The organism is Kitasatospora sp. NPDC091257, from assembly GCF_044757675.1.
GTDB lineage: Bacteria > Actinomycetota > Actinomycetes > Streptomycetales > Streptomycetaceae > Kitasatospora > Kitasatospora lactacystinica.
The window spans coordinates 1-11,463 of the sequence record NZ_JBIVVI010000137.1; the positions used below are offsets into that span (position 1 = coordinate 1).

The following is an 11,463-nucleotide window of genomic DNA, read 5'->3' on the forward strand; positions in this document are numbered from 1 at the left end:
CCCCCTACTTCCTGGAGCCCACCGTGCCGCTCACCCCGCTGTTCGCCGCCCTCGACATCGGCGGCACCAAGATCGCCGGGGCACTGGTCGACGCCGACGGACGGCTGCGGCACCGGCTCCAGCTGCCCACCCCGGCCGCCGAGCCGGGCGCGGCCGTGCTCGCCGTGGTGCACCGGGTGCTGGACGAACTCTCCGGCACGGCCGACTGGGCCGCCGTGACGGCCGTCGGAATCGGCAGCGCCGGCCCGGTCGACCTCGCCGACGGCACCGTCAGCCCGGTCAACATCCCCGGCTGGCGCGGTTTCCCGCTGGTCGCCGAGGTCGCCGCGCACCCCGCGGTGGCAGCGCGCACACTGCCCGTCCGCCTCGCCGGGGACGGCGTCGCGATGGCCGCCGCCGAGCACTGGCAGGGCGCGGCCCGAGGCGCCGGCAACGCGCTCTGCCTGGTGGTGTCGACCGGGGTCGGCGCCGGACTGGTCCTCGACGGCGCGGTCCGCCCCGGCCCCAGCGGCAACGCCGGCCACCTCGGGCACATCACCGTCGACCTGGACGGCGAACCCTGCCCGTGCGGCTCGCGCGGTTGTCTGGAGGGCCTCGCCAGCGGCACCGCCATCGCCCGCCGGGCGCTCGCCCAGGGCTGGCAGCCGGTGAACGGCGACCGGACGGCCCGCGCCGTCGCCGCCTCCGCCGCCGCGGGCGATCCGCTCGCGCTCGCGTCCTTCGACCGCGCCGCCCAGGCGCTGGCCGCCGGGATCGCCGCCACGGCCGCCCTGGTGGACCTCTCCCGGGTCGTCGTCGGCGGCGGCGTGGCCGGCGCCGGGGACGTGCTGTTCACCCCGCTCGCCCGCCACCTGGACCGCTACGCCGCCCTCTCGTACATTCGCGGCCTGGACGTGCGCCGCGCCGAACTCGGCACCGACGCCGGGCTGATCGGCGCGGCCGCGCTCTGCCGCTGAGCCTCCCCGGAGCCGCCCGCATGCCGCCGACCGCCCTTCCGCCACCCGCTTCGCCGCGGCCCGCTCTCCCGCCGTTCGCCCTCCTGCGGAACCCCGTCCGCCGCTACGCCTGGGGCTCGCCCACCGCGATCCCCGCGCTCACCGGCGTCGCGCCCGACGGCGGCCCGCAGGCCGAACTCTGGCTGGGCGCCCACCCGTCGGCGCCCTCCCTGCTGTCCGGCCTCGGCGGCGACAGCGCCGGTGTCGGTGTCGGACAGCAGCCGCTGGACCGGCTGATCGAGGCCGACCCGGAAGGCCTGCTCGGACCGGACACCGTACGGCGGTTCGGCCCCGCGCTGCCGTTCCTGTTCAAGGTGCTGGCCGCCGACCGGGCGCTCTCCCTCCAGGTCCACCCCACCCGCGCCCAGGCCGAGGCCGGGTACGCGGCGGAGCAGGCCCGGGGCATCCCGGCGGACGCGCCGGAGCGGGTGTTCAAGGACCGCGGGCACAAGCCCGAACTCATCTGCGCACTCGGCGACTTCGAGGCCCTCTGCGGCTTCCGGCCCACCGCCGCCACCGCCCGGCTGCTGGACGCGCTCGGTGTGCTGTCCCCCTGGGCCGCCGCCCTGCGCGCCCGGCCCGCCGAGGCCGTGCTGCCCGAGCTGCTGCGCTCCGGGCCGCACGCCTCCGGCGGCGAACTCGCCGCCGTCACCGAGGCCCTGCGCCGCACGGCGGCCGCCGGTGGACCGTACGGCGCGAGCTGCGCCGCGTACGCCCGCCTCGCCGAGGAGTACCCCGGTGACCGGGGACTGCTCTCCGCGCTGCTGCTCAACCACGTCCGGCTCGCGGCCGGGCAGGCGCTGTTCCTGGACGCCGGGGTTCCGCACGCCTACCTGCGGGGCGTGGGCGTGGAGTTGATGGCCAACTCGGACAACGTACTGCGCTGCGGGCTCACCCCCAAGCACGTCGACGTGGACGGTCTGCTGGCGGTCACGTCCTTCCGGCCCGGGGAGCCGGAGGTGCTGGCGCCGCGCCGGCTCGGGGACGACCCGGGCTCCGGCTCCGGCACGGGTGGTGGAACAGCCACCGGAACCGGCGTCGAGGAGGTCTTCCCCTCCCCCGCCGCGGAGTTCAGGCTCTCCCGTCTGCGCCCCGGCCCGGCCGCCGCCCGGGTCGACCTCCCCACCCCGCAGATCCTGCTCTGCGTCTCCGGGCAGGCCCTGCTGCGAACGCCCGGCGGTGCCGAACTCACCCTTCCGGCGGGCGCGTCGGCCTACCTGCGCCCGGGCGCCGGGCCGATCGAACTGACCGGCCCGGGCGCGGAGCTGTTCCGGGCCACCACGGGGTAGCGGCACCCGACGGCCGCCCGGCAGGGAGCCCGAGAGACACGCCTCAGGCCGGTGCCGGGTGGCCGAACAGCAGGTCGTAGCCGTCCGGGAGTTGCTCGATCACCTGGTCCAGCAACTCCCCGGGGACCAGGTCGGCGACCGCGCTGAGCACGGCCCCGATGTCCCACTGCACCGTCGCCGGGGTCGCCCCGTCGATCCACCCCACCACGGCCTGCACGAAGCGTTCGGCGGTCAGCGGCTCGGCCGCGGGCACGGCGTCGCGCAGCAGCGAGGCGTAGCCGACGGGCAGCGCATCGGCGAGTTCGACCCGCGCGGACCCCACCAGGTGCTCACCGAGCAGGGCCAGTACGACCCGGGCGGCGTGATCCGCCTCGGCCTCGCCCCGGTACTCGCCGCGCTCCACGACGCGGGCGAGGAAGTCCTCCCAGGAGATGGTCATCGCGTCCTCCTTCCGGTCGGCGGGCTCCGGCCGGACCGGTGGCCTGCTCACCCCGGGCCAGGAGGGGGATCGCAGCCCGTGACCACCGTGGGACGTACCGGTGCCCGTGCTGCTCAGCGTAACTCGCCCCGGCGCCTTCGGAACCGGCCTTCCGCCGTGGACCCGCGGAACCGTGCCTGCGGACGGCCGGGAAACACCGGCCGCCGGGGCTCCGGAACGCTCGGGGGCGCAGGGGAGGGCCGGGGGTGCGGAGGGCCTGGGACGCGGGGAGAACCCGGGACGCCGTGCGGTGGGGAAGGCCGGCCCCGGCGGATCGGCGCCGTCGTCGATCACGCCGCCGGCCCGCGGCGGGGGCTCACCCCGCCGAGGCGTGGCACCGCCTGCGCGGCCGCCGGGAGGGCGCCATCGCACCGGCGGCCGCGCCGCCCGGTACGCGCTGCGCCGGGGTCGTCGCGGTCACCGCCGCCGCGGCCACCGTCGTGGCGGCACCCACCACCGCCGGGGCCGGGGCCGTCACCGTCGCCGGGGCCGTCACCGTGGTCGCCGCGGTCACCGTCGTGGCCGCCAGGACCGCCTGGGCGCGGGCCGCGTCCGCCATAAACGCCGAGAGAAAGATCCGCTCGGCCGGGCTCAGCGCCCGCGAGCGGCCGGATTCGCGGTCCCGCGCGACCACCACGGTCCGCGCCCGCATAAAGGTGAGCCGATCCCGGCAGACATTCACCTCGACCTGCACCGAACTGCGCCCCAGCCGTTCCACGGCGAGTCGCACCGACAGCGGCTCGGGCCGGTGGTGCAACTGCTCCAGGTAGTCGATCTCGTGCCTCGCGATAATGAATCCGGAGGAGAACAGCGATTCCCTCACCGCGGTTTCGTGGTGACGGAACAGGTCGTAAATCCCCTCCTGGACGTAGCCGACCAGACGGGCGTTGTTGATGTGCCCGTTCTCGTCGACGTCGCTCCACCGGGTCGGGCAGGACAGCACGTGCACGCCCGGCTGCACCGCGTTCACGGCCGGGTCAGCCCGGCACCGGCGGGGAGCAGCGCACGCTGCAACCTGGCGTAGTAGCCGGAGTGTTCGGCCGCCATCCGGGCCGCGGTCCACCCCTCTTCGGCGGCCTCGGCGGCGGCCTGGACGACGAGGCTGTCCAGTACCGCGTCGACCGCGCGGCACAGATCGTGAACGGCGGCGAGCCGCTCGGTCACATCGGCCCCGCTTCCGGCGTTCCGGGACGGGAAGGCGGCCAGTGATTCCATCGCGAGCTGGAGATCGTCCACTCCGTCCGGCCGGTTTTCCGCAGGGAAATTCCGCATGTTTTTCTCCATGACTCATTCGGCCGTTACGGCCCAGTAGCTAGCGTTCGATTGCACCGGATCGGTGTCGACCCCCCGACCCCAAGACGCTATCCCAGCCGACCGGGGGCGACGGATGGTTTGCGGACCGCGACGGGAAACTGACCCCCATCGGAGTAGTTTGTCGGTGTACACAATATGCCCCATCAGCCGAATGCCGTCCGCATTTCGGGTGGTATCTCCGACGCGCGCCCCGAGATCGGCGCCCCGCAGTCCAAAGTCTGCTACCAGCCACTCCACCACCTCGCCTTGTACAGATGCGTGCCGCGCAGCGACCGCGCCCCATCGGGCCGGTGCAGGGTGATCACCGAGGTGCACCAGTCGCACGGAGCGGCGTGCTCGGGCGCCACCGTGAGCAGCCGGCCGGTGCCGGGCTCGTCACCGACGCTCTTGACGTCCCGCTCGGCGGCCGGATCGGCCAGGTGCACGGCGGTGAAGCGGTCGGTGGCCGGGTCGAAGCGCCACAGGCCGGCCAGCGTGGTCACCCAGAACTGCCCCGGAGCCGCCAGGACACCCGCCAGGTCGTGCCCGCCGCGCCCCGGCAACGGGCTGCTGCGCACCACGGTGAGAGTGGGCGCGGCCGGGGTACCGCCCACCCTCAGCGCGCTCAGCGACGTGTCGCCGAGCACCCAGAGCAGGCCGCTCCGCCCGTCCCAGTGCACCCCGTGCGCGCCGGGCAGCGGGAACTCCGCGTACGCGGCGGCCCGCGGACCCTGCGAGGCCGCGTACAGCCGCACCCAGCCGCCCGTGCTCGCCGCCACGGCCACGTTGCCGTCCGGCAGCAGCTCGATGCTGTGCGGGTTGACGGACGTCCCCAGGTCCGCCGCCCAGTGGACGCGGCCCACGGTCGTCTCCACGACGGCGGCCAACCCGCCGGAGGCCGTCGTCAGCAGGTAGCGGCGCCCCTGCCGGATACGGGACTTCGCCTCGTCCGGGTTCGTCCAGCTGCGCGCGGGCGTCAGATCCGCCAACTCCGGTGCCCGGTCGGCACTCCAGCCCCAGACCACCGGCAGCCGGCCCGGCCCGCGGTAGGCCATCAGCTCCTCGGCGCTCTGCAGCACCAGCACGCTCCGCGAGGCCTGGTCGACGACCGCCACCTGTCGGCCCGGCGACCTGGCCCACGCGCCGCTCCCGGGCACGCAGAGCAGCAGGGCGACCGCAAGGGCCGGCAGGGTTCTCCTCAGCACGCCTTCACCGTCGGTGCTGCGGGCCGACTCCGCTCGGCGGCACGTCCGAACGGACCATCGACGCGGCGGCCGCGGACCGGGCGACGCCGTCGGCGGATCCGGCTCGTTCACTGTCATCCGCACATCCTGGCCGGGCGACGGCACCGGCGGCCGCCGCCACACGGTCCGGCAGGCCGGGCCGTCAACCGGGCGCTGACCGCACTCCTCCAGCGCCCGGTCGACGGGCCGGTGTTCGGCGGCCCGTGCGGCGGCGACCCGGTGTTCGGCGGCTCAGCGCCCGGGGTCCCGACGTCCGGCGGCTCGTCGTCCGGCGGCTCAGCGCCCGGCGACCACGTCCGCGACCCGGGCGATCGGCGAGGTGGTGGCCCGCCCGTCCGCCTCCTGCCGGTCGGCGGCGTGGTACGCGGCGTACATCGCGTGCACGCCCAGCCAGCGCAGCGGCTCCGGCTCCCAACGCCGTACGGTGTGGCCGACCCACGGCAGCCGGGTCAGCTCGGTGTCCCGGCCGAGCACCAGGTCCCGCAGGGTGCGGCCGGCCAGGTTGGTGGTGGTCACCCCGCTGCCGACGTACCCGCCCGCCCAGCCGAGCCCGCTCACCCGGTCCAGCTCGACGGTGGCGCACCAGTCCCGGGGCACGCCGAGCACGCCCGCCCAGGCGTGGTCGATCCGGGCCTGCGCGGCGGCCGGGAAGAACCGGTCGAGGATCCGGCGGAGCTGGCGCACCGTCTCCACCTGGGTGCTGCCGTCCGAGTCCGTCCGCGAGCCGAACCGGTACGGCACTCCCCGCCCGCCGAGCGCGATCCGGTCGTCGGCGGTGCGCTGGGCGTACATGTACGCGTGCGCGAAGTCGCCCAGCAGCTCCCGGCCCTGCCAGCCGGCCTCCGCCCAGAACCCGTCCGGCAGCGGCTCGGTGGCGACCATCGCGGAGTTCATCGGCAGCCAGGTGCGCTTCTCGCCGCGCAGCCCGGCGGTGAACCCCTCGGTGGCGCGCAGCACATGGTCGGCGGTGACGGTCCCGCGCGGGGTGACGGCGCGGGGCTTGCGGTAGCCGGAGCCGGGCAGGATCGCGGTGACCGCCGTACCCTCGTACACCTCGACGCCCAACTCCCGCACGGTGCGCGCGAGTCCGCGGGCGAGTCGGGCGGGCTGGATGCGGGCGCCGTACCGGGTCCAGCAGCCGCCGAGGGTGCCGGCGACGTCGATCCGCTCCCTCGCCTCCTTCTCGCCGAGCAGCTCGACGCGCCCCTCGCCGTAGGCCCGCTCGCCCTCGACATGGGCGCGGAGGCGCTCCAACTGCGGCTTGCTCCGGGCGACTTCGAGGACTCCTCCGCGGACGATGTCCGCCTCGATCCCCTCGGTCTCCGCTACACCGACGACCTCCCCGACCGCCTCGTCCATCACCCGCTGCATCGCCGCCGCGCGCTGCTGCCCGTACTTCCTGGCGAACGCGCCGCGGCCCGCGAAGCCGTTGTACAGCCAGCCGCCGTTGCGCCCGGAGGCGCCGTAGCCGCAGAAGCGCCGTTCGAGGACGGCGATCCGCAGGCCGGGGTCGGCCTTCTTCAGGTAGTAGGCGGTCCACAGCCCGGTGTACCCGCCGCCGACGACGCACACGTCGACGTCCCGGTCCCCCGGCAGCCCGGGACCCGCCTCGGGCACTCCGTCCGCCGCGTACCAGAACGACACCTCGCCGTTGACCGCCGCCACCGGAAACCTCCCACACCCTCGCCGACCTGCCCGGACGCTACCTCCGCGGGTCCGCCGCGGGCCACCCCTCACAGTGCAAGGATCGCCGCCGCCGATCAGCCACCCTGTCAGTCCCGGAGCAGGTCCAGGGCCCGCGTCCAGCTGTACGAACCCGGCGTGAAGTCCGCGATCCGCACCCCCATCCGCCGCAGCTTCGCCAGGCTCTCCCGGTAGGCCGGGTGCGCCGCCTGCGCCGCGCTCAGGCAGGGCTGCACGGCGACCGGGACGCCCCAGCCGTACGACTCGCAGAGGATGCCGAGGGCGAGGGTGTCCGAGATGCCCAGGGCCCACTTGTTGATCGAATTGAAGGTGGCCGGGGCGACGACGATCGCGTCCGGGTCCGGCAGCGGCCGCGGCTCCCCCGGCCTGCGCCAGGCCGAACGGATCGGACGCCCCGTCCGCGCGACGATCGCGTCGGCGTCGATGAGCGCCATGGCGTTCGGGGTCGCCACCACCCCGACGTCCCAGTTCCGCTCCTGCGCGGCGGAGATCAGCTCCCCCACCCCGCCCGCGACCCCCGCCGCGCACACCACGACGTACAGCACCGGCTTCCTGTCCTCGGACACCCTCGGAATCCCCACGCTCGACCCACCTGCGGACCCCAGAACAGTAAGCTGCCCGCATGGTCCGCTCCGTGGTGTTCGACATCGGCGAAACCCTGGTCTCCGACACCCGCTACTGGGCCGGCTGGGCCCGCTGGCTCGGCGTGCCGACCCACACGATGTCCGCCCTCGTCGGCGCGGTGGTGGCCCGGGGCCGGGACAACTCCGACGCCGTCCGCGTCCTGCGCCCCGGTGCCGACATCGCCGCCGAGTGGCGCGCCCGGGAGGCCGCCGGCCACGGCGAGCACCTCGACGAGACGGACCTCTACCCCGACGTGCGGCCCGCCCTCCACCGCTTGCGCGACGCCGGCCTCTGGGTCGGCATCGCGGGCAACCAGAACGCGCCGGTCACCGGCCTGCTGACCGGGCTCGCGCTCCCGGCGGACGCCATCGCCACCTCGGCGGACTGGGGCACCGCCAAGCCCTCCCCGGAGTTCTTCGACCGCCTGCTCGCCTGGGCCCCCGGCGACCCGCACGAGATCCTCTACGTCGGCGACCACCCCGCCAACGACATCACCCCGGCCCGGGCGGCGGGCCTGCGAACCGCCCACCTCCGCCGAGGCCACATCGGCCTCACGACCCGGGCCCCCGAGGCGGACTGGACGGTCGACTCGCTGACCGCCCTCGCCGACCTCCTCACGGGGCGGTAGCGGCCACGGGCCTCCCGCAGCCGCCGCACGCCATGTCCGCACCGGTCCGCACCGGTCCCGCACCCGCGCGATCGCGGAGGCGGGCCCGTCCCCGTGAGCCTCACACCAGGATCCGGACGGGCGGGGCGATGGAGGGCGGGGAGCACCGGGGCGTGGTGGCGCAGACGGTGAGCGGCCGGTGAGGGCCCGGTCGAGGGCGCCCAGCGTGGTCCGGAAGGGCAGCCACGTACGGGTCCTGGACACCCAGGGCGATCACCGAGACCGCCCGGTCCGCGAGGTGCAGGGACACCGCGGTGCGGTCGCCGTCGGCGGGCGCGAGGTGGAGGCGGGCCGTCACCGGCACCTGGTCGGGCAGGAGCATCGCCGAGCGGACGGCGGAGCCGCGCCGGGCCTCCACCACGGTGGCCATCTCCGAGGTGATCTGGAAGCCGAGCGAGCGCAGCGCGTCCACGGCGGCGACCCGGACACGCCCGGTGTCGGCGTGGACACGCCCGGTGTCGGCGTGGACACGGCGTTCGGCGTCGAGCGTGATCGAGGCCAAGGCTCCTCCGGAGGAACGGAATTGGTGAGCGGAGGCGGGAGCGGAGCGATCCCGGCGCGCAACCGTGGCGAAAACCCCGCGCCGGGGTCCCCCGCTACGTGCACGTAATGACCGGACACCCGGCCGGACCCGCCCGTATGCTCGGCCCTGCACTGCCTGTACTCGCGGCACCACGACGGGACGGTCCGGCAGCGGCACCTGGCGGAGATCGTCGGCTCGACCGACCCGTGGGTCGTCCCGTTCGTCGTGCAGCTGGTCGGCGAGTACGTCCTGGAGATCCTGGTCGACATCCGGGACGAGCTGCGCTCGCTCGCCGTGCCGGACTCCCCCGGACGCCTGGCCTACGGGCGGTTCCTCGTCGACAACCCCGCCTTCTTCGCCCGCACGCAACAGCGGGTGGTGAGCTACTGGAGCTGCTACCACCGCAGTACCCACCGCGACTTCCGGACCTATCCGGGCTCCACGGTCCTCGACCTCCTGCGGTCCGCCGCCTCCGACCGGGCGGGCCGCCCCTGGCCGGACCTCACGCCCTCGGGAACGGGGTGAGGCAGCGTCCCCACCCGTCTCCCGGCGGGCGGGAAGGCCGTGTCTTCGACTCAGGGCGCGGCGTAGCGGGTGACGTTGGTGATCCGGCAGCCGACCTTGCCCGAAACCTGCGCCGTTCCCGGGGCCTTCTGCACGGCGGCCTGGTTCGGGGCGAGGTTGTTGGTCGCGGCGGCACCCTCGGCGACGCGCGTGCCGGAGGTGTCGGTGAACTCCAGTTGCACGATGTAGTTGCTGCTCTTGCCGCTGTGGTTGGTGATCCTGACCTCGGCCTCGGGCATCTTCAGCACGTCGTTGATCGTGCACTTGGTGATCTCGGCGTCCTTCGCGGCGTCACCACCGCCGACCGGGGCCGCGGCCGGCGGGGCGGCCGCGGGGGCGGTGTCGCTTGCCGCGGGTGCCGCCGGGGCGGGGGCTCCCGCCGTGGTCGCGGCGACGGCGGGAGCGGTGCTCTTGCTGCTGCTGGTGCTGAGGCTGGGATCGCAGGCCGCCAGGCCGAGAACGGTGGTGCCGGCGGCAAGCAGGGTGAGGGCGGTGCGACGCATTGGTTCCTCTGGGGCGTGGTGCGGGCAGTGGGAGCGACCGTAGCGAGCCCGCACTGTTCGGTGCGGACCGTGTGATGGGTCTGTGACCGGTCCGGGACCTACCCGTCGGTCAGGACCGAACAGGGCGACGGAAGTCCGCAAATGCGTTCGAGCCCACAGTCGTTGACGAACCATCAGATGCTGCTCCGCCCCCAAGACCCGACTCGCCTCAGTGCGGCTCCACCAGGGCCGCCACGGCGTCGGCACAGCCCCAGCTGAGGGTGACGCCGGCGCCGCCGTGGCCGTAGGTGTGGACGACCCGGCCGCCGGGGTCGGCTTCGAGGCGGGGGCCGCCGTGGCGGGCGGGGCGCAGGCCGACGGCGTGGGCGAGGACGCGGGCGTCGCGGAGCTGCGGGATGCGGGCCGTGCAGCGGGCGAGGATGGCCTCGGCGGTGGCCGGGTCGGGTGCGGTGTTCCAGTCGTCCGGCTGGAAGGTGCCGCCGAGGACGACGTCGGTGCTGCGGGGGTGGATGTAGGTGTAGCCGGCCGGGTCGTCCTGGATGCGGGTCGAGCTGGGCAGTCCGGGGTTGTGGACCAGGACGAGCTGGCCGCGCACCGGGTGCACGGCCCGGTCGTCGCAGAGCTTCCGGGCGCCGAGTCCGGTGGCGTTGACCACCACGGGGGCCCAGTCCAGGGCCTGGTCGAGGGCGTCGAGGCGGCGGTGGACGAGCTCGCCGCCGTTGTCGGTGAACCGGCCGAACAGCCAGGGCAGGTAGAGCGGCATCTCGACGGCGGGGGCGGTGAACGACCAGCCGTCCGTGCACTCCGGTCCGCGTTCGGCGGCCGTCAGCCGGCGCAGGTCGGGGACGGCGTCGCCCCACCAGGGCAGGCCTTCCGACTGCCGCTCGTGCTCCAGCATCCGGGTGCTGCGCATCGAGACGCCGGGTACGCCGTCCGCGGCCTGGCGGGCGAACTCGGCGAAGGCGGTCGCGGACCAGTCCGCCACCCGACTGTCGGTGCCCGTGGCGACGGGGAACCAGACGGCCGCGGCCACCGCCGAGGTCGTCGACAGCAGGCCGTCGGCCGTCACCACGACGACCCGAAGTCCCTTCTCCTGCAGGCGGATCGCTGTGGTGAGCCCGATGATTCCGCTTCCGACCACGACGACGTCCATCGCGAACCCCTCCGTCCGAGGGCCGCCGACCCGATGTCGGCGGCCGTGTCCAGGTAAGCCGGTCGCGCCCGGTCCCGTCCAAGACCGGTTCTGTCCCGGGCGATAAGGCGCGCTTATCATCGCCGGATGGACAGGCGGACGGATCTGCGGACGGAGCTCCGGATGGATCTGCGCCGGATGCGCTACTTCTCCGTACTGGCCGAGGAGTTGAACTTCACCCGGGCCGCCGGCCGGCTGCGGATCGCGCAGCCGGCGCTGAGCCAGCAGGTCAAGGCGCTGGAGCGGCAGCTGGGCGTGGAGCTGGTGGAGCGCACCGGCAAGGGCTGCGCGCTGACCCCGGTCGGGCGGGCGGTCGCGGAGGAGGCCCGGCGGGTGCTGCGGGAGGTGGCGGCGGCCGAGGAGCGGCTGGCGGCGGTGGTCCAGGGG

Annotated in this window: 14 protein-coding genes; 5 read left to right on the forward strand and 9 right to left on the reverse strand. The window is 75.0% G+C overall.

The genetic code is table 11. The annotated features are described in order from the left end of the window. The first annotated feature begins 23 nt into the window (after window positions 1-23). Window positions 24-956, forward strand: a complete 933-nt coding sequence (locus tag ACIQOV_RS09250) for an ROK family protein (protein ID WP_401046692.1) — start codon at window positions 24-26, stop codon at window positions 954-956. Between the two features lie 20 nt (window positions 957-976). Beyond that, window positions 977-2,284: a mannose-6-phosphate isomerase, class I gene (manA, locus tag ACIQOV_RS09255; protein WP_401046663.1), complete on the forward strand. Its 1,308-nt coding sequence runs from the start codon at window positions 977-979 to the stop codon at window positions 2,282-2,284. Window positions 2,285-2,327: 43 nt separating this feature from the next. Here manA and ACIQOV_RS09260 read toward each other — a convergent pair whose 3' ends face one another. The 6 genes from ACIQOV_RS09260 to ACIQOV_RS09285 form a co-directional block, all read right to left on the reverse strand. Next, window positions 2,328-2,723, reverse strand: a complete 396-nt coding sequence (locus tag ACIQOV_RS09260) for a DUF2267 domain-containing protein (RefSeq protein ID WP_401046666.1) — start codon at window positions 2,721-2,723, stop codon at window positions 2,328-2,330. A gap of 355 nt (window positions 2,724-3,078) precedes the next feature. Next, a complete protein-coding gene (locus ACIQOV_RS09265; RefSeq protein WP_401046669.1) occupies window positions 3,079-3,732 on the reverse strand; it encodes an acyl-CoA thioesterase in 654 nt (217 codons plus the stop codon). Next, the gene (locus ACIQOV_RS09270) at window positions 3,729-4,034 is read right to left on the reverse strand and encodes a hypothetical protein (protein ID WP_359904794.1); all 306 of its coding nucleotides are present in this window, start codon (window positions 4,032-4,034) and stop codon (window positions 3,729-3,731) included. Before ACIQOV_RS09270 ends, ACIQOV_RS09265 begins: the two co-directional genes overlap by 4 nt. Before the next feature lie 263 nt (window positions 4,035-4,297). Beyond that, a complete protein-coding gene (locus ACIQOV_RS09275) occupies window positions 4,298-5,260 on the reverse strand; it encodes a DUF6528 family protein (RefSeq protein WP_401046672.1) in 963 nt (320 codons plus the stop codon). A gap of 315 nt (window positions 5,261-5,575) precedes the next feature. Next, window positions 5,576-6,964, reverse strand: coding sequence for an NAD(P)/FAD-dependent oxidoreductase (locus tag ACIQOV_RS09280; protein ID WP_401046674.1), 1,389 nt, complete (start codon window positions 6,962-6,964; stop codon window positions 5,576-5,578). A gap of 107 nt (window positions 6,965-7,071) precedes the next feature. After that, window positions 7,072-7,569: a flavoprotein gene (locus ACIQOV_RS09285; protein WP_401046677.1), complete on the reverse strand. Its 498-nt coding sequence runs from the start codon at window positions 7,567-7,569 to the stop codon at window positions 7,072-7,074. 56 nt (window positions 7,570-7,625) lie between these two features. Here ACIQOV_RS09285 and ACIQOV_RS09290 point away from each other — a divergent pair, with 56 nt between their 5' ends. Further along, complete coding sequence (locus tag ACIQOV_RS09290) at window positions 7,626-8,255, forward strand: HAD family hydrolase (protein WP_401046679.1); 630 nt, start codon at window positions 7,626-7,628, stop codon at window positions 8,253-8,255. A 100-nt stretch (window positions 8,256-8,355) separates the two neighbouring features. On the opposite strand, the gene ACIQOV_RS09295 is transcribed toward ACIQOV_RS09290, so the two are convergent. Then, window positions 8,356-8,796: a hypothetical protein gene (locus ACIQOV_RS09295; protein ID WP_401046681.1), complete on the reverse strand. Its 441-nt coding sequence runs from the start codon at window positions 8,794-8,796 to the stop codon at window positions 8,356-8,358. 246 nt (window positions 8,797-9,042) lie between these two features. Here ACIQOV_RS09295 and ACIQOV_RS09300 point away from each other — a divergent pair, with 246 nt between their 5' ends. After that, window positions 9,043-9,342, forward strand: a complete 300-nt coding sequence (locus tag ACIQOV_RS09300; RefSeq protein ID WP_401046684.1) for a hypothetical protein — start codon at window positions 9,043-9,045, stop codon at window positions 9,340-9,342. Between the two features lie 50 nt (window positions 9,343-9,392). Here the strand turns inward: ACIQOV_RS09300 and ACIQOV_RS09305 are convergent, their stop codons facing one another. Then, on the reverse strand, window positions 9,393-9,884 hold the full coding sequence (locus ACIQOV_RS09305; RefSeq protein ID WP_401046687.1) for a hypothetical protein: 492 nt from the start codon (window positions 9,882-9,884) through the stop codon (window positions 9,393-9,395). Window positions 9,885-10,092: 208 nt separating this feature from the next. Continuing rightward, window positions 10,093-11,037 carry an FAD-dependent oxidoreductase gene (locus ACIQOV_RS09310; RefSeq protein WP_401046688.1) on the reverse strand — a complete coding sequence of 315 codons (945 nt, stop codon included), beginning with the start codon at window positions 11,035-11,037 and terminating at the stop codon, window positions 10,093-10,095. Between the two features lie 126 nt (window positions 11,038-11,163). Here ACIQOV_RS09310 and ACIQOV_RS09315 point away from each other — a divergent pair. Continuing rightward, a partial coding sequence (locus tag ACIQOV_RS09315) for a LysR family transcriptional regulator (RefSeq protein ID WP_401046691.1) occupies window positions 11,164-11,463 on the forward strand: 300 nt, incomplete at its 3' end.

What these genes read in the sequence shown, in the direction of transcription:
- ACIQOV_RS09305 (WP_401046687.1), bottom strand. Translation starts at nt 9,884, where the DNA reads ATGCGTCGCACCGCCCTCACCCTGCTTGCCGCCGGCACCACCGTTCTC.
- ACIQOV_RS09270 (WP_359904794.1), bottom strand. Translation starts at nt 4,034, where the DNA reads ATGCGGAATTTCCCTGCGGAAAACCGGCCGGACGGAGTGGACGATCTC.
- manA (WP_401046663.1), top strand. Translation starts at nt 977, where the DNA reads ATGCCGCCGACCGCCCTTCCGCCACCCGCTTCGCCGCGGCCCGCTCTC.
- ACIQOV_RS09310 (WP_401046688.1), bottom strand. Translation starts at nt 11,037, where the DNA reads ATGGACGTCGTCGTGGTCGGAAGCGGAATCATCGGGCTCACCACAGCG.
- ACIQOV_RS09290 (WP_401046679.1), top strand. Translation starts at nt 7,626, where the DNA reads ATGGTCCGCTCCGTGGTGTTCGACATCGGCGAAACCCTGGTCTCCGAC.
- ACIQOV_RS09260 (WP_401046666.1), bottom strand. Translation starts at nt 2,723, where the DNA reads ATGACCATCTCCTGGGAGGACTTCCTCGCCCGCGTCGTGGAGCGCGGC.